Below are 21,259 nucleotides of genomic sequence, written 5' to 3'. Positions count from 1 at the left end.
TCCCTAGAAATGTATTGATGCACTGTACATTAATTCCCAAAATTATATCTCAAGGTAAACCCTGTATTGACAGAAGTTTGAGGAAAGGCTGTAGAAACGGCAAACTTAGAAAAGGAATGATCGTAAAAGAACAGGGCATTTAGATTCTTTGTCAAGGCGTAATCTGCTACAAATTTCATCGACAACAGGTTTTGTCCGGAAGTAATCTGATTGTTATCGATATCTAAATTCCTTATAATGGTAATATTATCTCTTAGGGTTAGATCGGTCTTCAGATTTAAATCGCCCTTTAATCGTTGTTGATCGCCTCCAAAGTTGGTAACCAGTTTTACATCTTTAAATCGATACCCCAAACCTACGGTATATTCTTTTCCATTCATTTCGGTCATTAAGTTATTATCAAAACTCAATGACAACGTTCTATCCGTTCTTATTTCGGCCATTACACTTAGAGAGTTTCTCATTTCAAAATCTACTTTCACCAAAGGATTGAACTGATCTGTAAGCACCAAGTTATTGATAATGTTTTCTGGCAAAAAGTCTTTTGTTTCCGGATCTATTGGTTGCAAGCCATCATTAATAAGCTGGGTACGCGCCAGGTTGGTTTGAAAGGAATTCATACTATAGGCCGCCCTGTAACCATGACTAAGGGAGAACCGTTTAAATTTCTTCTTAAACCAAGGATTCCGCATTAACCCGGTATACTTTACGTTCCAGTTAGGAATGGGTATATTTCTAAAGGCACCCAAGCTAACCTTTTTGGCGTCCTGACCCGTATAGGCGGCAAAAAATGCGGGTAACAATACGTCTTGACTTGTTTTGCCATATCTTTCTGGGAAGCCATCTTCATCGACCACTCCGGTATCATGATTTCTTTCCGCAACAATTCTGTTGGCCACGGTCATCCGATTTTCTTTAAAGGTTTCAAAGTTTTCCGAATTAAACTCGTCACTCTTTTTAAAGGCGGTCCCTATCATTAGGGTAGAAATACTGAAACGGCCATAATTATTACCTAAAAGATTTACATAGTCGAACACCCCATTACCACTATCGGCAACATTAAAACTCTCCTGATAACTTTGGGAGTATTCTCTATCGGCAACCAAATCTATGGTCACATCGGGCATAGGTTGTGCCGTTGCGGTTATATTAAGGCGTTTATTAGTGTTCTCCATAAATTGTTGGTTAAACTCTGGAAAGCTAGTCAACCATCCATTTTTTGCCGCCTCATAGCGCACATCGGCCTGACTACCAAAAACGAAACCTATGGTAGGCTTGGCGGTACCGATAAAACCAATCGACCTTGTATAGCCCGGCAATACTTTTCCGCTATTTTCGGTATATGAAACATTGACGCGTCTTACCATGGTCAGCACATCTATTAGGGCGCCCCATCCGTTTTCACTTTTATCTTTTCCTGCAGCAGCTTCTATATTCGCAGGATTACCTGCCTTGTCCAATCTGGCACTTTTTATCTGTCTCCTATTGCTATTTCTCTTTGAAACCCCTAGGAGCTCATAGAACTTTTGCATGTTAAAAGCACCAGTTACATTATGGGTATTGGCATTTTGTACGGTATTGACATCTTCCCCTGCAACTTCTCTTATTGCATCGCCACCCCGTTGCCAATCAAAATTACTGGTATAACTATATTGTGCAGTAATAAAGTTAAGCCCAGGAATTTTATCCAATGGCAGCTCGTAATTCAATTGCATTTCTTGGGAATGCCTATTGGGTTCGCCCAAATCGAAAAACCCATCCCAAAGCCCTAGGTCCTGATCGATGGCCGACCCTGGGCTACCTTCGTCCGAAAAATAGTTTCTTACGATATTATTGTTCGATGCCGTTAAGTTTAACTTCAGCGATTTTGTCAGACTATACACAAAATTATACTGCCAATTAAAGAGGTAGTTCCGCTGTTGTAAAAAAGGCAAGGACAATTTCTCTACTCCGGGTTCAAAAACATCCCTAAACTGTTGCTGATTAAAAGAGCGGTTGATATTGGATTGCACAGCCATACTAGTTGGCAAGAGGTTAAAATTCAAATCTTTTAGCCATTTTAAATAACTAGCCGTAAAGAGGGAGTCTTTTTTAATAAAAGGCGCCACCGGCACGGGTTTAAAATTATGATTGTACACAAAACCAGTAACCACATTTTGATCTTTTAAATTGGCTATTTCAAAATCTCTATGGTTTAATTCGTTGTACGAATAATTAAAGGTAAAGTTTTCTATATCATAAAAATTAGCATCCCCTTCTTCGCTTCTATTTTTACGCACCCCTATAAGGTTTACACTCGTTCTTTTGGTATAATCTTCCCCTTGTTGTGCCACAGTTTTGGCATCTTCGGGAGTTTGTGAGGCATCAATACGGGCCTTTAACTTAAGATCGTCATAAACCGGATCAAATTCTGGAGTTATCAGTTGCTCAGAAATCCCATAATTTACGGGTAATTGCAAGCCCCAATTTTTAGGAAACAACTGCCCTATATTTAAGTTGGTCACCACATCATAAGATAAAGCATCTTCTCTTGCCCGCTCATTGGGCATTTGATCTATAGCCCCAAAACCGGAGGTACTTTTACTTCCTGTTGCCGATAGGTTGGCAAAATCGGCCATGTTCATATCTATGGCAGCTACTGCGGCCCAGCCGCCATTATTATCCAGTCCCGAGAGGCGTAGCTCATTAAACCACACTTCTCCTCTAGCTGGCAGGTTATCGTTGTTTTTTATTCCCACCATCATACTTCGAATGCTTCCCAAAGAAGGGTTACCACGAATACCGATCCTTATCTTCCCTAGGGTTCTTGGGTCTGATTCGTTTACCTGAACCACTTCGCCATTATTAAGTTCGTAATAATTTATAGTATTCAGCGTTTGGGAGGCGATGCCCGAGGATTTCACCTTTGATAAATCTTCTAGGGATATGTCCAACTCATTTACTTCTGGCCATATTTCAGATGCCGAAGTTGCTCCAAAGGGGGTGAATTGCAAAGGCAGCTCTATCTGATAGAAATTTTGAGAAAAATCTGCCCCTATTCGGATAAATCCAACCAAAGGCGTATCGTCATCGGTATAATCAGCATTGATTAACTTTTCGGCATGCATAAACATTTTTAACCGCTTGTACTGCCGTATATCAATATTGAGGTTTTTAAACACCCCTCTAGCATCTTGCGGCTCCAAATTTTCGACCACAAATGACAATGACTGTTCATTTTGTCTAATAATAGTGTTATTGTTATTTAACCGTTCTCTAGCGACACCCGGTGGCAATACATAGGGAATAGGGCTACGATTTGAATTCTCTTCTATATTAACGGCATTGACATCGACCAAGGTACCATCATCGGACGGATTGGGATCTACCTCTGGCTGTAAGGATTTATTATAGGAACGCCAATCGCCACGGACCAGGTCCAAGTTAGAGAATCGCAATACCACATCGCTGCTAAATCCGGTAAGGTACATTCTCATAAAGCTAATAGACCTAAAATCGTTGATACCGCCAATAGCGTTACTAAAATCGCTCAATGGAATTTTATATTGAATCCATCGCTCATTTAAGGTTTTTCCATTAGGCAAGGATCTGGTGACCCCTTCCTTAATATCGGTAACATATTTATCGTTTATATTGGTATTGGGTTTTATCCTGATACGGTATTCGTAATAGCTGTTTACCGTATTCATAGTCCCGTCCCTATCAATATCTTCTACATCGGGCAAGGTCGTAGACCCTCTATTAGTATTGCTTACTTGTACTGGGGAGTTGCCTTGAGGGTTGTTGAAGTTTAAATATCGCTCTAGGATACCTCCTTCCCTATTTAGGAAATACTCGTAATTATCCAAGGCAGGATCTTCTGCCGGGCCGTTATAACTAATTCCCCCTTCAAAGGTATAGGCAGCCTCTTCTTCATCGCCTAAGCCATCGAAACCTAGGTCTAGTTTTTCCCTGTTCTTGGGGTCGGCATCAAAGGCATACACAAGCGACTGTGTCGCGGGCACTTTCCCCCAGGCTGTTTTATAGGTAAGATCATTTGAGTCTGCGTTCAAGGGCAATCCGTTTTCATATTGCTTTCGACCGTCGGGCAATATATCTTCTGATATGTTTCCAAGGTTTAGCACCAAGTCTCCGGCACTGGTAGCAATTCCATCTACAAAAGGATCCATCACCCAAAATTGCACATATTCTACGTTAGACTGTTCAAAGTCGGTACTGCTTAGAGACCTCATTATCCCGGCCCATTTGTCTTGGGGCTGCTCGGAAGTAAAATTAGGATTGGCATTATAAGGCCCTTTTAAATTGGGATAATAGGCTAAATCCAAGGTATTCTGTGCCAAGGTTTGTCCTTGGGCCACATCTTGGTCGAACACATCCTGAATATAGATTCGTCTTGTGGCATTGGTAGAGATATCATCATCATTCAGAGCCGAAGGACGCTGATTAGAATAAAACACCGGATCTATGGTATACCAGGCCATTTTTGCCCTACCAAATCCGGATTTCAAGCTATTATCGGGATTCAGGAATTCTACCGGGGGACTCGCCATGGTCCACCCCATAAAAGAACGAATATCGATGAGGGATTGCGCCCCTTCAAAGTCGTCTAAATACGTAGTGGTCTCCCCTTCGAAACTAGCATGTTTGGGAGCACTAGGTTGCAAAAAGGCTACCTCTCCCCTAACCGATAGATTTGAAGGAACATCGGTATCTATATTCGGTAGTTTGTTGACCAACCTAGTTAAAAAGGGAACTTCAGTAGAGAAATTACTGTTCAAACCAAAGATGGTATTGTTTACCGGTTCAATCCCATAGTTTGATTTTTGGGTCAAAGGCCGCTCGTTTAAATTTAATAAAGTAGCCCCCATCACAAAGTTCTTATTAAATTGATGTTCTACATTGACACCTGTAAAACGCCTTGTTTGCTGACCAAAAACGGCATTGTTTTCTACTGAAATATTGATTGGAGTATTGGAAGCCTCTAAGCTAGGATCCAATATCTGAACAGTTCCCGCCTGATAGTTTACGGTATAATCTATGCCTTCTCGCAATTGCCTTCCACCGGCGGTCACCCTTACCGAGCCTCTAGGAACATTAAACGCTCCGATCGGAATACCGTTCATCCCTTGGGACTTATAGGAACCTTTTAGGATAAATTTGTTTTTCTCTGCATCTTGCTGTGCCGCTGCTGCTGGTAAGGCATACATATTTCTAAATACGTACTTCTTTTGGTTTTCGTTATACCCTTGATCATTAGCAACATCATAGGTACCACCACCTAGGAGTTCGAACAGGAATTCTCCAAAAGGTTCGACCTTGGTAAAGATAATGCTTCCCGATTTTGGGTCTATGGTAATCCCGGGAACATAATCGAAAAAACCATCTCCTCCGGACTGAATGTCGTTATAGGAATTCAAGCGGTCTAGATTAAAGACATCTAACAAAATCCGTTCTTCCAAAGGTTTCGGTGTCGTTGGCCATCCAGAGCCAATACCGGAAGCCACAGGAGTTATATAATTCCTAGGGGTAGTTTCTGCGTATAATATATTGAGCTTAAAATCTTCGGGACTCAGTTGGTAGGCACCCGTCGCATAAATATTTTTCATCATCAAATCCCAAATAGGATCTACAACATTGGTAATATTACTCTTTAAGAGTTTTAATATGAGCGTATTATTGTTGACCGGGATTTCGGTTCCTGGAGAAACGGTAGTAGCGTCTAAACCACCATTGGCAAATTCTCCTACCTGATAGACTTCGCCGTTATAGGTATATTCAAAGGCAACCCCTAGCACCTCATCATTACTAAGACGTTGATTTAAGGAAATATAACCTAGCTGAGAATTGAAGGTAAAATCTCGGCCTTGTTCCAGTTTTCTGGCATTTTCCAAGATGGCATAATCAAAGCCTTGGTTAACGGTATACCCCGGGATATTAAATCCGCTTTGCACTGTAGCAATATCGCGGATGTTCTTGTTCAGGGCTCCTCCCGACCCTATTTGCAACGGGTTATAATCGTTGGCACTGTTTCTAGGCAAATTCCCTGCGGGAGAGGAATTGAAAAAACCTGCCGGATCTCCGTTATTTCTACCTATCCTTGTTTTATCTGCCTCTGCCTCCCCTAAATCTTGCAAAGCCACTATATTTCGGACATTCAAGGTTTGCTGACTTCTATTGGTAATCCAAACTTCCAATCTGGTTATTTGTACCTGACTCCTTATAAAGGGATAATTTTCCAAGGCTTTGTCATAGGTATCCCTAAAGTAATGGGCCAAAAAGTAGTGTTTATCTTTGTCGTAATCCTGAGCTCTTAACTCAAATTTATTAAGGGTCCCTCCTCCTTGTGCCACCACTGTATTGCTTTGCGAGCGTTGTTCTGAAAACACGGCAGTAACCTTTGTTTTTCCAAATTGCAATTGCGTCTTGACACCAAATAAACTTTGAGCCCCGGTTATCAGCGAACTGTTAAGTGGCATGCTCACATTACCCACTTCAATTTTCTGAAGAATATCATCTTCCGTAGGAGTATAGTCTAACTTTACTAAATTCTGAAAATCGAAGGTTGCTTCGGTATCGTAATTGGCATTCACCTTTAGGCGTTCCCCAATTTTCCCCAACATACTAAGGCTTATTCGCTGATCGAAATCGAAAGAAAGATTGGTCCTGTTTCGGGGAGAAAGGGATGGGTTGTCATTTTTTTGCCATATCACCCCTAGATCCATGGCTACGGAACCTTGCGGAATAACTTCTATAGAGTTACCTCCAAAAATAGTTTCAAAAAAATCATTGTTAAGATAAAAATTGGGCAACAAGTTTTTCCGGGCGGCTTCACTGCCTTCCTTCTTTCCTGTTACGGCATCGGCCTTATCTTTAAAATAGTTTTTAATACCTTCTTTCTGAACAAGGTCCAAGTATTGTGAGGGAGTGAGAATAATGGGATAATTAATATCGTAATCGCCCAAGCTAACCGTATAAATATACCGGTCCATATTAGGGTCATAGGTGTATTTGGACACGATACTCTCTGGATTTTCCATGACCAATTTTCCTAAGGCCACACCCGTTTTTACGGTATCTATTTCCTGCTCCTTTCCCGTTTCTTGGGCCATCGACAGCTGCGATGCGCCTAAGAAAATAAAGAGTAGTACAAAAAACCCAACTACCCTTATATGATAATACTTATCTGCCTTTCTCAAATTTACTATAAATTTTTAAGCGCAATTTTTATAATATCTTCTACGCTTAGTGCAGGGTCTTGGCCTACTACCTTTTCCACAACTTTTTCCGCCTGCTTTCTAACAAATCCCAGGACCTCTAATGCTGATAACGCTTCATCTTTATTTGTATTGTTCGTCGGTACAGAAAGTTCATCAATACCATAAATTTTCAATACTTTATCTTTTAAATCCAGGATCACCCTTTGGGCTGTTTTAGCACCAATCCCCTTTATACTTTGAATAGTAGGCACATCTCCGGCAGCTATAGCATCTCTTATTTGACTAGGGGTCAAGGAAGACAACATGGTTCTTGCCGTACTGGCCCCTATACCAGAAACGGACAATAACAGTCTAAATATTTCGCGTTCCGATTTTTCCATAAACCCGAATAAGGTATGGGAATCTTCTTTTACTTGAAGATGGGTAAACACCTGAACATTTTCGGAATCTCCGATTTTAGAAAAAGTATGCAAAGAAATATTTACAAAGTACCCTATTCCAGCACATTCGACCACAAGATAGGTGGGGTTCTTTTCGACAAGTTTTCCTCTTAAATGGGTAATCATAATTTTTATAGAATAAATAGGTGGATAAAAATAAGGTTTCTACTGTTAAATAAGCAAGCTTATAAAACAATAGAAACCATCTAATTTAAAAAAATCAGTTCTTATTTTTCGTTTGCTTTGGCCTCTTTCCTTTTTTCTCTTTCCTGAGCATCGCAAACTACTACGGCGGTCATATTAACCATTTCGGCCACACTTGCCCCCAATTGAAGGATGTGAACTGGTCTTCTTAAGCCTACCATAATTGGCCCAATAGAATCGGACTTATTCAATTCTTTTAGAAGTTTATAGGTAATATTGGCAGATTCCAAGTTTGGAAAAATAAGGGCATTCACATTTTTTCCTGCTATTTTGGAGAAAGGGAATTTACTCTGATGCAGTTCCTTATTCAGCGCAAAATCTATCTGGATTTCTCCATCGACCACCAATTCTGGATTTTCTTGGTGCAACATTTTCACCGCGTCCTTAACTTTGGTCGCATCGGCATGGGAAGAAGACCCGAAATTAGCATAGGACAACATAGCCATTACCGGATTAAAGCCAAAAGTAGCGACCACTCGAGAGGTCATTTTTGCAATTTCGGCAAGTTCTTCGGCATTTGGGTCTATGTTAATAGAGGTATCTGCCAGGAACAGGGGGCCTCTTTCGGTAATCATGATATTTACCGTGGACACCTTTTTAACCTTGGAAGACCTTCCTATAACCTCGAACACCGGTTTTACCACTGTAGGATAGGCCCTGGAGTAACCAGAAATCATCCCGTCGGCATCGCCTTCTAACACCATCATGGAACCAAAATAATTGCGTTCTCTCATTTTAATTCTTGCCCCGTACAAACTAACTCCTTTACGCTGTCTGTTTTGGAAAAACTTTTCGGCATAGTGGTTACGTTTCGCTAGTGTTTCTTCGCCATGTGGATCTATGATTTGAATATCGGCATCAAATTCCAGTTCATTTTTCAATTCGGTAATAATCTCCTTATTCCCCAATAAAATTGGCTCTGCAATACCTTCTTCGTATACTATCTGGGCTGCTTTAAGAACATCTAATTGATCGGCTTCTGCAAAAACTACTCTCTTAGGATTTGTTTTAGCCCTATCGTGCAGCAATCGCACCACTTTATTATCGTTTCCTGAACGCTGTAAAAGTTCTTCCCTATATTTTTCCCAATCGGTTATCGGCATTTTAGCCACACCACTTTCTATGGCGGCCTTTGCTACTGCTGGCGGAACTTCGGTAATAAGTCTAGGGTCAAAAGGTTTGGGAATTATATATTCCTTTCCAAAAGCCAGCCTTGTTTGCCCGTAGGCGATATTCACTTGTTCGGGCACCAATTCTTTTGCTAAATCCGCCAAAGCTTTTACCGCCGCCATTTTCATGGCTTCGTTTATTTTTGTCGCTCTAACATCCAAAGCTCCTCTAAAAATAAAAGGAAAACCTAAAACATTGTTTACTTGGTTAGGATGGTCCGATCTTCCGGTGGCCATAATTATATCCTTCCTGGTTGCAATGGCTAAATTATAGTCGATTTCAGGGTTTGGATTGGCCATCGCAAATACAATTGGATTATCGGCCATGGACAATAACATTTCTGGAGTAACAATATCTTGAACAGAGAGCCCAATAAACACATCGGCATCGACCATGGCTTCCTCCAAGGTGTCTATTTTCCTATCCGATGCAAATTCTTGTTTTTCCACAGATAGGGACTCTCTATCGGAACGGATAACGCCCTTACTGTCTAACATGACAATATTTTCACCCAAGGCACCAAAAGCCTTGTACAATCTGGTACAAGAAACGGCTGCCGCTCCAGCGCCACTGATTACAATACGGACCTCTTCGATCTTTTTCTCGGAAAGTTCCAAGGCATTTAAAAGTGCCGCGGCAGAAATGATAGCAGTTCCGTGCTGATCATCGTGCATCACAGGAATATCCAATTCTTCTTTCAAACGTCTTTCGATCTCAAAGGCCTCGGGAGCCTTAATATCTTCTAGGTTAATACCACCAAAAGTAGGTGCTATTGCTTTTACGGTTTCTACAAACTTATCAACATCTGTAGTGTCCAATTCTATATCTATACCATCTATATCGGCAAAAATCTTGAACAAAAGACATTTCCCTTCCATGACAGGCTTAGATGCCTCGGGACCAATATTTCCAAGTCCCAATACGGCGGTACCGTTAGAAATAACGGCAACAATATTTCCTTTGGCCGTATATTTATACACATTATCCTTGTCCTTGGCTATTTCTAAGCAAGGTTCTGCTACCCCAGGGGAGTAAGCAAGCCCTAAATCTCTTTGAGTAGCGTATGGTTTTGTCGGAACAATTTTAATTTTACCCGGTTGAGGCTTGGCATGATATACCAATGCTTCCCGTCTGGTCTTTTCCTTACTCATATAGTTATGGTTTTGTATAACAAATTTAAACGTATTCTTCGCATTTCATAAGAATATCGAAGTTAATGCAAATTGGGTCCAAAAAGAAGCCCTATAAATTAATTATTCCTAAAATAGCACCATAGTCAACTTATGGCTACAGCAGGACCATGAAATATAAAAAAATTATTTCAGGAATTTAATATTTCGCTCTAGGCCAGAAAACTTAGTTCTTTTTACAGGAGATTTTTGAAAGACCTTTCTAAAAACGTCCTCGGTAATTTCTTCCCAATCCTTTTTTGTCATGGACAGCAGTTCTGGATTTGGTTGAAAAAGCGGTTCGCTATGCGGCTTGGAAAAACGGTTCCATGGGCACACATCCTGGCATACATCACAACCAAACATCCAATCGTCAAATTTCCCCTGAAAACCTGAAGGAATCTCATTTTTTAACTCAATGGTAAAATAGGAAATACATTTACTGCCGTCTACCACATAGGGTGCAACAATAGCTTGGGTGGGACAGGCATCCAAACATGCTGTACAGGAACCACAATGATCGGTTACCGGAGCATCGTACTCCAATTCCAAATCCAGGATCAGCTCTGCAATAAAATAGAAAGAACCTACCTTTTGGGTGATCAGATTACTGTGTTTCCCTATCCACCCCAGGCCGCTTTTAGCTGCCCATGCCTTATCCAATACCGGGGCAGAGTCTACAAAAGCCCTGCCATCTACCGCGCCAATTTCCTCGGAAATAAATTCTTGCAACTGTCGCAATTTCGTTTTTATGACATGATGGTAATCTTGGCCATAAGCATATTTGGAAATTTTATAAGTGCCATCGACCTGTTTTTCCTCGGGATAATAATTGAGCAACAACGAGACGACAGATTTTGATCCTTCTACCAGTTTAGTAGGATCTAAACGCTTGTCAAAATGGTTCTCCATGTACTGCATTTCACCGTTCATGTTATTGTTGAGCCATTTTTCTAAACGCGGGGCCTCTTCTTCCAAAAATTCGGCTTTCGAAATACCGCAAGACAAAAAACCGAGGCGTTTAGCTTCGGTTTTTATGAGTTCTGTATTCTTTTGATGGGCTGTCATGGGTCCTATCGCTTTAACTTCTTTACATTCTTTCTGCACTATGGCGTATAAGGGAGGCAATCTATTTCATGGCTAAGGTACAAATCTCTTTTGGTTATCTAGAATAACCACTACTGCTTCCTTGTCAAATTAAAGACTCCGTTGCCATAAACTTAAACGGAGTCTTAAAATATGCCTTCTTGGTTTTCTACAGGGATAATTTCAATTTTTTACGGCTATCATCCTTGGCCAACCAAAGTTTATACACTTTTTTCACTTCCTTATTGCTGCCATAAGACACAATATATCTGGAATTATCCGGTATCCATCCTGGATATTCCCTATGAATATCACCTATTAAATTGCCAGGCAACCTAATATCTTGATAATATTCAAAAGCTTTTAAAATATTCCTTCGTCGGTCGGGCACTTGGCTATACCCCTTGCCCTGCTGCGGGGATGCCGCCGCGGTCCCTAACGCGAGAATCAAGTAACAATAAGCTATGCTCAATTGGGTAATGTACTGTTGTTAAAATCTAGAAATAGAACTATGCATCAATAGGTGGATTTTAAAATTGGCCGGCAGCACCACGGTTTTGCGAGGGTGCTGCATAACCATAATTTTATAAGACCACAACGCCATACTTTTGCGTAACGATATTGGCTGACTTGCCATAGCCTACAGTTAGCACTTAGTTCTTTTAAAATAAACCAGCTTGAGTGCCCCCTTTAATCCTTCCCAAATGTTTATATGCCAAATCGGTTACCTCTCTACCCCTTGGGGTACGCATGATAAAGCCTTCTTGGATTAAAAAAGGTTCGTACACCTCTTCCAGGGTTTCGGCACTTTCGGAGACTGCGGTGGCCAAAGTAGTTATCCCAACCGGCCCTCCTTTAAACTTATCGATAATGGTACTTAAAATCTTATTATCCATTTCATCTAGGCCATGGGCATCAACATTCAATGCCTTCAAACTATACCTGGCCATTTCAATATCGATCTTTCCATTGCCTTTAATCTGGGCAAAATCTCGGACCCTTCTCAGTAGGGCATTACAAATTCTTGGTGTTCCCCGGCTCCTACCAGCAATTTCTATAGCTGCGTCTATGGTAATAGGTACTTTTAATATCTCTGCACTACGCTCGACGATCGTGGCCAATAGTTCTGTAGAGTAATATTGTAACCTACTTTGGATGCCAAAACGGGCCCGCATCGGAGATGTCAACAATCCAGAACGGGTGGTAGCCCCAATTAGGGTAAAGGGGTTTAGGTTTATCTGTACCGAACGCGCATTGGGACCAGACTCGATCATAATATCAATCTTATAGTCTTCCATTGCCGAATACAAGTACTCTTCTACAATTGGACTTAATCGATGAATCTCATCAATGAACAATACGTCCCTCTCTTGTAAATTAGTCAAGAGTCCGGCTAAATCCCCTGGTTTATCCAATACAGGCCCAGAGGTAATTTTAATACCTACCCCCAACTCATTGGCCAAGATATTTGCCAAGGTGGTTTTACCAAGTCCTGGAGGGCCATGAAACAAGGTGTGGTCCAAGGCTTCGTTCCTTAAGTTCGCAGCTTCTACAAATACCTTTAAATTTTCCAATACCTGTTCTTGACCCGTAAAGTCATCAAAGGATACAGGTCTCAAAGCTCTATCGATGTCCAGCTCTTCTGCCGAATAATTTCCCGTAGTAGGATCTAGGTTTTCGTTCATACAAAAACAAAGATAATTTAATTTAAGGATACTTTTAAGCAGAATCTAGGAATGCAAGCCATATGGAATGTAGAAGCAGCATAAAATAGCTAAGAATGCTCTTAATACGCCTTAATTGTTACGTTTGTAGAGTTCTGAAGTGCCTAAAAAATCTTTGAGGGTCATAGTAGCATCCCCGTATATATAGGTTTTTGCATCATCCCTGGAAGAAAGGTGTATGGTCGTAGCGGCATTTATCTTCGCTGTAGTAGTTCCCGATACATTTGCTACTACGGTAGTAGCCTGTGATTCCGATGCTTTTAAACTAGCGCTTTCAGTTAACTGAAGATGACAACTGTCTACCGTACCTCCTATATCCGCCTTGGAATTATTTTTTAACGTAATATACTGGCTCTTGTTGGAAGTGAATAACTTTAAATCACTTTTATCATCCATAAAGAGGTACAAAGAATCGCTAACAATATTATAATTGCCCCAACTGCGATCCTTCATATTGATATCTACTTGTTGGGCACTGGCATTCAATTCCAATTTGGAATTACCATAAGTATTCACCATTAAATGATCTGTAGTAAAATGATCCTTTATTTCGAGTTTCCCATCGTAAAGGGCAATGGCGTTTAGATTTACAAAATCGATTACAATATTCAGTTTTTTACTGGAAGTAATCTTATAAAAAGAACTAATAGCCAAGGTATCCGCGATGACTTCAAGCTTTAGAACACCAATTAAATTCTCATCGGCAGTAATATTATAGCCTGTACTGGATCCTTTTTGAAGAACAATATCCAAATTGTCTTCCAACCTTAGTGCAGTGAAGGCGGGCAAGGATTCTACGACTTCCGTAACAACTCTATTCCCTTTTATTTTAGGTTTCCTTTGCGCATAGGACATACAGTAAAAGCAAAGAATGCAAAGTAGCAGGAAGTTTTTCATAATAGTATGATTTTAGAGAGAATTAGCACCTCAGTATTGCCAAAGACATAGAAAGCTTTGGCCATTGTTATAAGGGCAATTAGCCCGGAACGTTCACACTATCCTATTCAATCACATGTTTTTCCTCACTTCTATGGAAGAATAGCTACTTTGAAGATACAAAAAAAGTCCATCTTTTGGATGGACTTTTTTTTCTATATATTATGAGGTCGCTTAATGTTGCAATTCCTCTTCATCTTTTTGTAAAGGTATCGTTTGTGGAACATAATCTTGTCCTGGTATAATATACTCCCCATTTTCATGGGTTTTACTGTAATCATACGCCCAACGGTGAACTTCAGGAATAGCACCAGGCCAGTTTCCGTGTATGTGTTCTACTGGTGTAGTCCATTCCAAGCTAGTTGCTTGCCATGGGTTCTGCTCTGCTTTCTTACCATAGAACATACTCTTTATAAAGTTATAACAGAAAACCAATTGAACCAAGGCCGCAATAATAGCAAATACGGTCATTAATATTTGAACATCGGCTAAATCGTCGAACATTGGGAATGCCGTGTTTTCGTAGTATCTACGTGGTACACCTGCCATTCCAACAAAGTGCATTGGGAAAAATACCCCGTAAGAACAAATAGCGGTGATCCAAAAATGTACATACCCCAAATTCTTATTCATCATTCTACCATACATCTTAGGGAACCAGTGGTACACACCAGCAAAGAATCCATAGATAGCAGATATACCCATTACCAAGTGGAAGTGAGCTACGACAAAGTAGGTATCGTGAACATTAATATCCAAAGTACTATCACCTAAAATAATTCCTGTTAAACCACCAGAAATAAAGGTAGAAACCATTCCGATAGAGAATAACATTGCAGGGTTCAACTGAAGGTTACCCTTCCATAATGTAGTAATCCAGTTAAAGGCTTTTACTGCAGATGGAATAGCAATCAACAAAGTTGTAAAGGTAAATACCGATCCTAGGAATGGGTTCATTCCAGAAATAAACATATGGTGTCCCCAAACAATTGTCGACAAGAATGCGATAGCCAAAATAGAAGCGATCATCGCTCTATAACCAAAGATTGGTTTACGAGCATTTACGGCCATAATTTCAGATACAATACCCATCGCTGGTAAGATAACAATATATACTTCAGGGTGTCCTAGGAACCAGAAAAGGTGTTCGTACAAAACAGGAGATCCTCCTTGGTAATGCAATACCTCTCCTTGTATAAAGATATCCGAGAGGAAGAACGAAGTACCAAAACTTCTATCCATGATCAACAACAAGGCAGCAGCGAACAATACAGGGAAAGAAATAACCCCAATAATAGCGGTAACAAACAATGCCCAAATAGTCAAAGGCAATCTAGTCATAGACATACCCTTGGTTCTTAAGTTGATAACGGTTACGATATAGTTTAGAGACCCCAACAAAGAAGATGCGATAAAAATGGCCATGGCCACCAACCACAAAGTCATACCCAAACCAGATCCAGGCTGTGCCATTGGCAAGGCACTTAATGGAGGATATACTGTCCATCCTGCCGCGGCAGGCCCAGATTCGACGAAAAGGGAAATTACAATGATAACACTAGCTAAAAAGAATAACCAGTAAGATACCATGTTCATAAACCCGGAAGCCATATCCCTAGCACCAATTTGCAATGGAATCAACAGGTTACTAAAGGTACCACTTAATCCGGCTGTCAATACAAAGAATACCATAATGGTACCGTGAATCGTTACCAAAGCAAGATAAACATCGGCATCCATTACTCCACCTGGAGCCCATTTACCCAATACTGCCTCGAACAAAGGAAAAGCTTCCCCTGGCCATGCCAATTGCATTCTAAATAATATCGACATCGCAATCCCTATGAAGCCCATGATCAATCCAGTAACCAAATACTGCTTAGAAATCATTTTGTGATCTTCACTAAAAATATACTTGGTCACAAAGGTTTCTTTGTGATGATGTCCGTGATCATCAGAATGGTCCTCTACGTGTGCGTGTGCTGTTACAGACATAGTTGTATTTTTATTGTTTTAAATTATTGTTCTTAGTTAAAGCGTAAATTATTGTACAGAAGCCATGCTTTCTCCAAAGCTTTTCTGCTCGGCCATCCATTTATTGTACTCCTCTTCGGTTTCTACAATAATTTTCATCTGCATGTTATAGTGGGATTTTCCACAGATTTTGTTACATAACAAAATATAGTCAAATTCCCAGGGATCTGTATTATCTTCACCCTTTGCTGCTCTTTCAGCTCTTTGTTTATTAATCCCTTTTACCTTGTCAACTACATCGGGTTTTTGTCTCATCTCGGCAGTAGTAATGGTAGGAGTAAATGAAAACTGGGTTATCATCCCGGGAACACAGTTCATCTGTGCTCTAAAATGAGGCATATAGGCAGAGTGCAGCACATCTTGAGATCGCATTTTAAAATTCACCTTACGTCCTACCGGCAAGTGTATTTCTCTCACGATGACATCATCCGCGGCATTAGGATCGGCCATATCTATTCCTAGGATATTGGCATTATCAATATCGATCATCCTTACATTGGCATCCCCTAAAACGTTATCATCTCCTGCATACCTCGCTGTCCAGCTAAATTGCTGTGCGTACAATTCAATCGTAATTGGATCGTCCTCATCATTAATATCCATAATATTAGTCCATGCATACAATCCCCAAAGAATTAAACCAGACAATACAATTACAGGAATAATGGTCCAGATAAACTCTAAGCGATCATTATCTGCAAAGAACAAGGCTTTTCTACCCTTCTCTCCTCGGTATTTAAAGGCAAAGTAGTGCAATAATCCTTGTGTTAAGGTTTGCACAAAGAAAATAATGATAAAAGAAACCAACATCAATGAATCGTACTCCTCTCCGTGCTCTGAAGCCGCCTCAGGTAAAAGTACCTTTGAATATTTCCAAAAGCTGAAAATAGTCAAAGCGTAAATGAAGATTAAAAAACCGAACATTAAATACCCATTGTATTTATTATCCTTATCGTTTGCTATTTGCGAATTGTCGGTTTTAATTTGTGACAATTCGAATATCTTGGTCATTTGCCAGATAGCGATTGCAACTAAAATTAAAACAATTATGGTTAATAATGGAGTCATCGTATGATATGAAATTATACTTTAATATTTACTAATAGTGAAAATGCTTACTCTCTTCTATAAACGGATTACGTTTTGGTTGTAATGGCGCTTTAGACAAGGCTCTGAAGACGAAAAATATAAACATCCCCAAAAAGAACAATACAGAACTAATTTCTGGTATCCCGATAGACCATTGGTCTCCAACAGTTGCAGGCATAATAGCGGTATAAATATCCAAGTAATGGCCAAATAAAATAACCACCCCAGTCATAACTACAAACCAGTTTACCCTTTTAAACTCACTGTTCATTAACAGTAACAATGGGAACAAAAAGTTTAAGGCAACCATACCAAAGAACGGCAATTTATAATCGGCTATTCTCGATACAAAATACGTTACCTCTTCAGGAATATTGGAATACCAAATCAGCATAAACTGTGAGAACCATAAGTAGGTCCAGAAAATACTTATCCCGAACATGAATTTGGCCAAATCGTGAATATGACTATCATTTACATCAGGCAAATATCCTTTAGATTTCAGGTAGATGGTCACCAGTGCTATCACCGTAATCCCTGAGACGAACATTGAAGCAAAGATATACCATCCGAACAAGGTACTAAACCAGTGCGGGTCTACACTCATGATCCAGTCCCAAGACATGATCGATTCTGTGATCAGATAAAATACTAAAAACGCCGCTGATATTCTAAAGTTCAACTTAAAATTAGCATCATCATTGGATTCATCTTGTGCCAATGATAATTTTCTAGAATACTCTCTATACAACATCCATCCTCCTAAGAAAATAGCAGCTCTTATTAAGAAGAAGGGACCATTTAAGTACCCTGCTTTTCCTAATAACAACTTATCGTTCGCCACTACATCGGCATCCATCCATACGAACAAGTGGTTCATATGAGCTACCGATAAAGCCAATATTATAAATACTGCTATTCCACCAGGAACCAAATAAGCCGTGATTCCTTCCATGACCCTAAACAATAAGGGCGACCAACCTGCTTGTGCAGCGCGTTGGATGGCGTAGAATGCCAGCACTCCCAATGATATCATCATAAAGAAGAAGGCAGCCACATACAGCGCCGACCACGGTTTATTTTGCAATTGATGCAATAAATGTTCGTCATGGGAAGCATCGTGCGCTTCGCCATGCTGAGCATCGGCACCATGGCCTTCGGCTACCACAGCGTGGGCATCACCATGACCATCACCCTGAGCGGCCACTATTGCCTTTGCCTCTTCTACAGTACTTGGCGCAGCCATAAAACCGATACCAATTCCTAAAACGCCAACAGCCATTAGAATGAAGGAGGCAATTTTTAATCTATTTGAAAAAGTATACATATTGCTAATATCTAGGTCTTATTTTGTTAAATCTTGTTTCAATTTCATCACGTATTCAGCAACCTGCCAACGTTCTTCGATATCCAATTGACTGGCATAAGAACCCATTGAGTTCAATCCGTAGTAAATGGCATGATAGGTAGATCCTACAGTGATATTTCTCGCAGGATCTGCATAGGAAGGAATCCCCAAAATCTTCTCTCTTTTTACCAAGTTCCCCTGTCCATCTCCTTTATCTCCGTGACAAATTCCACAGTAGATATCGTACATTTCCTTACCAACTTTTAAATTCTCTTCGTTTTTTGAAGCATCTAATGGACTCGGATTCTCCCGTGCTATTTCCTTACCTTCAATAGTATTTTCTATCCCATAAGGCATCCACCCTCTTGCGATGGTGTGTTCTGCAGGAAGACTTGCTTCCATTCCATTAGGTAAAAAGTCTACTTTCTGATAGGCTTCGTAACCTACAGATTCGTACATGTTTGGCATGAACTGGTAGTTTCTGTTATTTTTATCGGAACAAGAAACAACGAATAATACCGAACATAAAACGATTCCTATTTTGCTTAAACTGCTCATAATATCTTTGACTACTTTTCTGTAATATTAATTTCTACCGCTCCAGTATCCATCAACAAGTCTTTTAATTCTTGTTCGTTGTTATGGATTTCTATTTCCATCAAGAAATGGTCATCGGTTGTTCTTACGTCTGGGTTCTCAGCCTCTTTGAAAGGCCACAACCTACTTCTTAAAAAGAAGGTAATTACCATTAAGTGAGCGGCAAAGAAAACCGTCAACTCAAACATAATAGGCACAAAAGCCGGCATATTCTCCAAGTAGCTAAAACTTGGCTTTCCACCAATATCCTGTGGCCAGTCCTCGATCATTATATAATTCATCATGACTACCGCTACCGTAAGTCCAACACATCCGTATAAAAAAGATGTAATTGCCAATCTTGTCGGAGCCAATCCCATTGCCTTGTCTAAACCATGAACTGGAAAAGGACAATAAACTTCCTCTATATGATGTTTAGCTGCTTTTACTTTTTTAACCGCAAGCATTAACACATCGTCATCATCGTAAAATGCATGTATAACTTTAGACGCCATAATTATTTCTTATTGTTTAAAATCGTTGCTTGACCTGCCCAATCATCTCTAAGGGCCCTTCCAGGGAAAGACTCTGTAATGGAATCTAATAAATCATATTCCTTTTGGGTCATTTTACTTAGCTGAGCAAAAGTAAACACCCCCATCTGATTTAGAGCTTTCTCCATCAATGGACCAATACCTTTCACCTCTTGTAAATTGTCTGGTGCTCCTGTTGACGGGTCGAATTTTCCAATCGCGTCTAAAAGTACCGCTAATTTCTGTTGATTTTTTTCGGTAGACAAAGCAGTTTCGCTAACGATTCCCTCCTTTACCACAGTTGTTTTAGTGATCGTATAAGTTGGTTTCCCAGCATCCCTTAATTTTTTATACTTCTCTCCTGAAGATTTCAAGATAGATTTGACTTCCGCCTGTGCAATCACAGGGAAGGTTCTAGCATATAATAAGAACAATACAAAGAAGAATCCAATTGTTCCGATAAATATCCCTATATCTACAAAAGTTGGAGAGAACATCGTCCATGAAGATGGCAAGTAATCTCTGTGCAATGAAGTAACGATAATAACGAAACGCTCAAACCACATTCCTATGTTTACCACAATAGAGATAAAGAAAGAGAACATGATGCTTGTTCTAAGCCTTTTAAACCACATAAACTGTGGCGAGAACACGTTACAGGTCATCATGGCCCAATAAGCCCACCAGTAAGGCCCCGTTGCTCTGTTTAAGAAAGCATACTGCTCATATTCAACTCCAGAATACCATGCTACGAACAATTCCGTAATGTAGGCACAACCTACAATAGAGCCTGTTAACATGATTACGATATTCATCAATTCAATATGCTGAACAGTAATATAAGCCTCTAGGTGACAAACCTTTCTCATAATGATAAGCAAGGTGTTCACCATTGCAAATCCAGAGAAAATAGCTCCCGCAACGAAGTATGGAGGAAAAATAGTGGTATGCCATCCTGGGATTACCGAAGTAGCAAAGTCAAAAGATACAATGGTATGTACCGAAAGCACCAATGGCGTTGCCAATCCTGCCAGTACCAAGGAAACTTCCTCAAAACGTTGCCAATCCTTAGCACGTCCTGTCCAACCAAAACTAATTAAACTATATATTTTCTTTTGGAACGGCTTTACTGCCCTATCACGGATCATTGCGAAATCTGGTAACAAACCAGTCCACCAGAACACCAAGGAAACTGAAAGATAGGTTGAGATCGCAAATACATCCCACAGCAAGGGAGAGTTAAAGTTCACCCATAGGGAACCAAATTGGTTTGGTATAGGCAATACCCAATATGCCAACCATGGACGCCCCATGTGTACAATTGGGAACAGTCCTGCCTGCACCACCGAGAAGATGGTCATTGCTTCAGCAGAACGGTTAATAGCCATTCTCCATTTTTGTCTAAATAACAATAGTACTGCAGAAATCAAGGTTCCTGCGTGCCCGATACCTACCCACCAAACGAAGTTGGTAATATCCCAGGCCCAGCCTACTGTTTTATTTAATCCCCATGTACCGATACCCGTAGATACCGTATAGATTATACAACCAACACCCCAAAGGAATGCCGCTAATGCGATGGAAAATACAATCCACCAATGCTTATTGGCTTTCCCTTCTACTGGAGCTGCGATATCCACAGTTACATCGTGGTATCCTTTATCTCCAAGAACTAGGGGTTTTCGTATAGGTGCTTCGTAATGCGACGCCATAATATAATTAATAGTTACGTT

General features: G+C 40.3%; 13 protein-coding genes. All 13 read right to left on the bottom strand.

Annotated features, from left to right (window positions below; all coding sequences use genetic code 11):
* Nucleotides 1-29 precede the first annotated feature (29 nt).
* Entirely contained in the window at nucleotides 30-7,169 is a 7,140-nt protein-coding gene (sov, locus tag BUA16_RS08800; RefSeq protein ID WP_449371709.1) for a T9SS outer membrane translocon Sov/SprA, read from the bottom strand.
* A 32-nt stretch (nucleotides 7,170-7,201) separates the two neighbouring features.
* Nucleotides 7,202-7,783, bottom strand: a complete 582-nt coding sequence (gene ruvA / locus BUA16_RS08795) for a Holliday junction branch migration protein RuvA (protein ID WP_072764380.1) — start codon at nucleotides 7,781-7,783, stop codon at nucleotides 7,202-7,204.
* A gap of 101 nt (nucleotides 7,784-7,884) precedes the next feature.
* The gene (locus tag BUA16_RS08790) at nucleotides 7,885-10,182 is read right to left on the bottom strand and encodes an NADP-dependent malic enzyme (RefSeq protein WP_072764379.1); all 2,298 of its coding nucleotides are present in this window, start codon (nucleotides 10,180-10,182) and stop codon (nucleotides 7,885-7,887) included.
* Nucleotides 10,183-10,347: 165 nt separating this feature from the next.
* Nucleotides 10,348-11,268: a tRNA epoxyqueuosine(34) reductase QueG gene (gene queG / locus BUA16_RS08785; protein ID WP_072764408.1), complete on the bottom strand. Its 921-nt coding sequence runs from the start codon at nucleotides 11,266-11,268 to the stop codon at nucleotides 10,348-10,350.
* Between the two features lie 187 nt (nucleotides 11,269-11,455).
* Entirely contained in the window at nucleotides 11,456-11,737 is a 282-nt protein-coding gene (locus BUA16_RS08780; protein WP_072764378.1) for a hypothetical protein, read from the bottom strand.
* Between the two features lie 211 nt (nucleotides 11,738-11,948).
* Entirely contained in the window at nucleotides 11,949-12,971 is a 1,023-nt protein-coding gene (ruvB, locus tag BUA16_RS08775) for a Holliday junction branch migration DNA helicase RuvB (RefSeq protein WP_072764377.1), read from the bottom strand.
* A 111-nt stretch (nucleotides 12,972-13,082) separates the two neighbouring features.
* Nucleotides 13,083-13,907, bottom strand: a complete 825-nt coding sequence (locus BUA16_RS08770) for a GIN domain-containing protein (RefSeq protein ID WP_072764376.1) — start codon at nucleotides 13,905-13,907, stop codon at nucleotides 13,083-13,085.
* Nucleotides 13,908-14,120: 213 nt separating this feature from the next.
* The gene (locus BUA16_RS08765) at nucleotides 14,121-15,941 is read right to left on the bottom strand and encodes a cytochrome c oxidase subunit I (RefSeq protein WP_072764375.1); all 1,821 of its coding nucleotides are present in this window, start codon (nucleotides 15,939-15,941) and stop codon (nucleotides 14,121-14,123) included.
* A gap of 48 nt (nucleotides 15,942-15,989) precedes the next feature.
* The gene (locus BUA16_RS08760) at nucleotides 15,990-17,048 is read right to left on the bottom strand and encodes a cytochrome c oxidase subunit II (protein WP_072764374.1); all 1,059 of its coding nucleotides are present in this window, start codon (nucleotides 17,046-17,048) and stop codon (nucleotides 15,990-15,992) included.
* 31 nt (nucleotides 17,049-17,079) lie between these two features.
* Complete coding sequence (locus BUA16_RS08755) at nucleotides 17,080-18,396, bottom strand: quinol:cytochrome C oxidoreductase (protein WP_072764373.1); 1,317 nt, start codon at nucleotides 18,394-18,396, stop codon at nucleotides 17,080-17,082.
* Between the two features lie 18 nt (nucleotides 18,397-18,414).
* A complete protein-coding gene (locus tag BUA16_RS08750; RefSeq protein WP_072764372.1) occupies nucleotides 18,415-18,975 on the bottom strand; it encodes a c-type cytochrome in 561 nt (186 codons plus the stop codon).
* 11 nt (nucleotides 18,976-18,986) lie between these two features.
* Nucleotides 18,987-19,508, bottom strand: coding sequence for a DUF3341 domain-containing protein (locus BUA16_RS08745; RefSeq protein ID WP_072764371.1), 522 nt, complete (start codon nucleotides 19,506-19,508; stop codon nucleotides 18,987-18,989).
* A gap of 2 nt (nucleotides 19,509-19,510) precedes the next feature.
* A complete protein-coding gene (nrfD, locus tag BUA16_RS08740) occupies nucleotides 19,511-21,238 on the bottom strand; it encodes an NrfD/PsrC family molybdoenzyme membrane anchor subunit (RefSeq protein ID WP_072764370.1) in 1,728 nt (575 codons plus the stop codon).
* Nucleotides 21,239-21,259 lie beyond the last annotated feature (21 nt).

Origin of the sequence: Arenibacter nanhaiticus (assembly GCF_900141935.1) — a bacterium.
In the GTDB taxonomy this organism is placed as follows: Bacteria; Bacteroidota; Bacteroidia; order Flavobacteriales; family Flavobacteriaceae; genus Arenibacter; species Arenibacter nanhaiticus.
This window is presented reverse-complemented; position numbering and strand designations above follow the sequence as displayed.

What these genes read in the sequence shown, in the direction of transcription:
- ruvA (WP_072764380.1), bottom strand. Translation starts at nt 7,783, where the DNA reads ATGATTACCCATTTAAGAGGAAAACTTGTCGAAAAGAACCCCACCTAT.
- BUA16_RS08790 (WP_072764379.1), bottom strand. Translation starts at nt 10,182, where the DNA reads ATGAGTAAGGAAAAGACCAGACGGGAAGCATTGGTATATCATGCCAAG.
- queG (WP_072764408.1), bottom strand. Translation starts at nt 11,268, where the DNA reads ATGACAGCCCATCAAAAGAATACAGAACTCATAAAAACCGAAGCTAAA.
- ruvB (WP_072764377.1), bottom strand. Translation starts at nt 12,971, where the DNA reads ATGAACGAAAACCTAGATCCTACTACGGGAAATTATTCGGCAGAAGAG.
- BUA16_RS08770 (WP_072764376.1), bottom strand. Translation starts at nt 13,907, where the DNA reads ATGAAAAACTTCCTGCTACTTTGCATTCTTTGCTTTTACTGTATGTCC.
- BUA16_RS08765 (WP_072764375.1), bottom strand. Translation starts at nt 15,941, where the DNA reads ATGTCTGTAACAGCACACGCACACGTAGAGGACCATTCTGATGATCAC.
- BUA16_RS08760 (WP_072764374.1), bottom strand. Translation starts at nt 17,048, where the DNA reads ATGACTCCATTATTAACCATAATTGTTTTAATTTTAGTTGCAATCGCT.
- BUA16_RS08755 (WP_072764373.1), bottom strand. Translation starts at nt 18,396, where the DNA reads ATGTATACTTTTTCAAATAGATTAAAAATTGCCTCCTTCATTCTAATG.
- BUA16_RS08750 (WP_072764372.1), bottom strand. Translation starts at nt 18,975, where the DNA reads ATGAGCAGTTTAAGCAAAATAGGAATCGTTTTATGTTCGGTATTATTC.
- BUA16_RS08745 (WP_072764371.1), bottom strand. Translation starts at nt 19,508, where the DNA reads ATGGCGTCTAAAGTTATACATGCATTTTACGATGATGACGATGTGTTA.
- nrfD (WP_072764370.1), bottom strand. Translation starts at nt 21,238, where the DNA reads ATGGCGTCGCATTACGAAGCACCTATACGAAAACCCCTAGTTCTTGGA.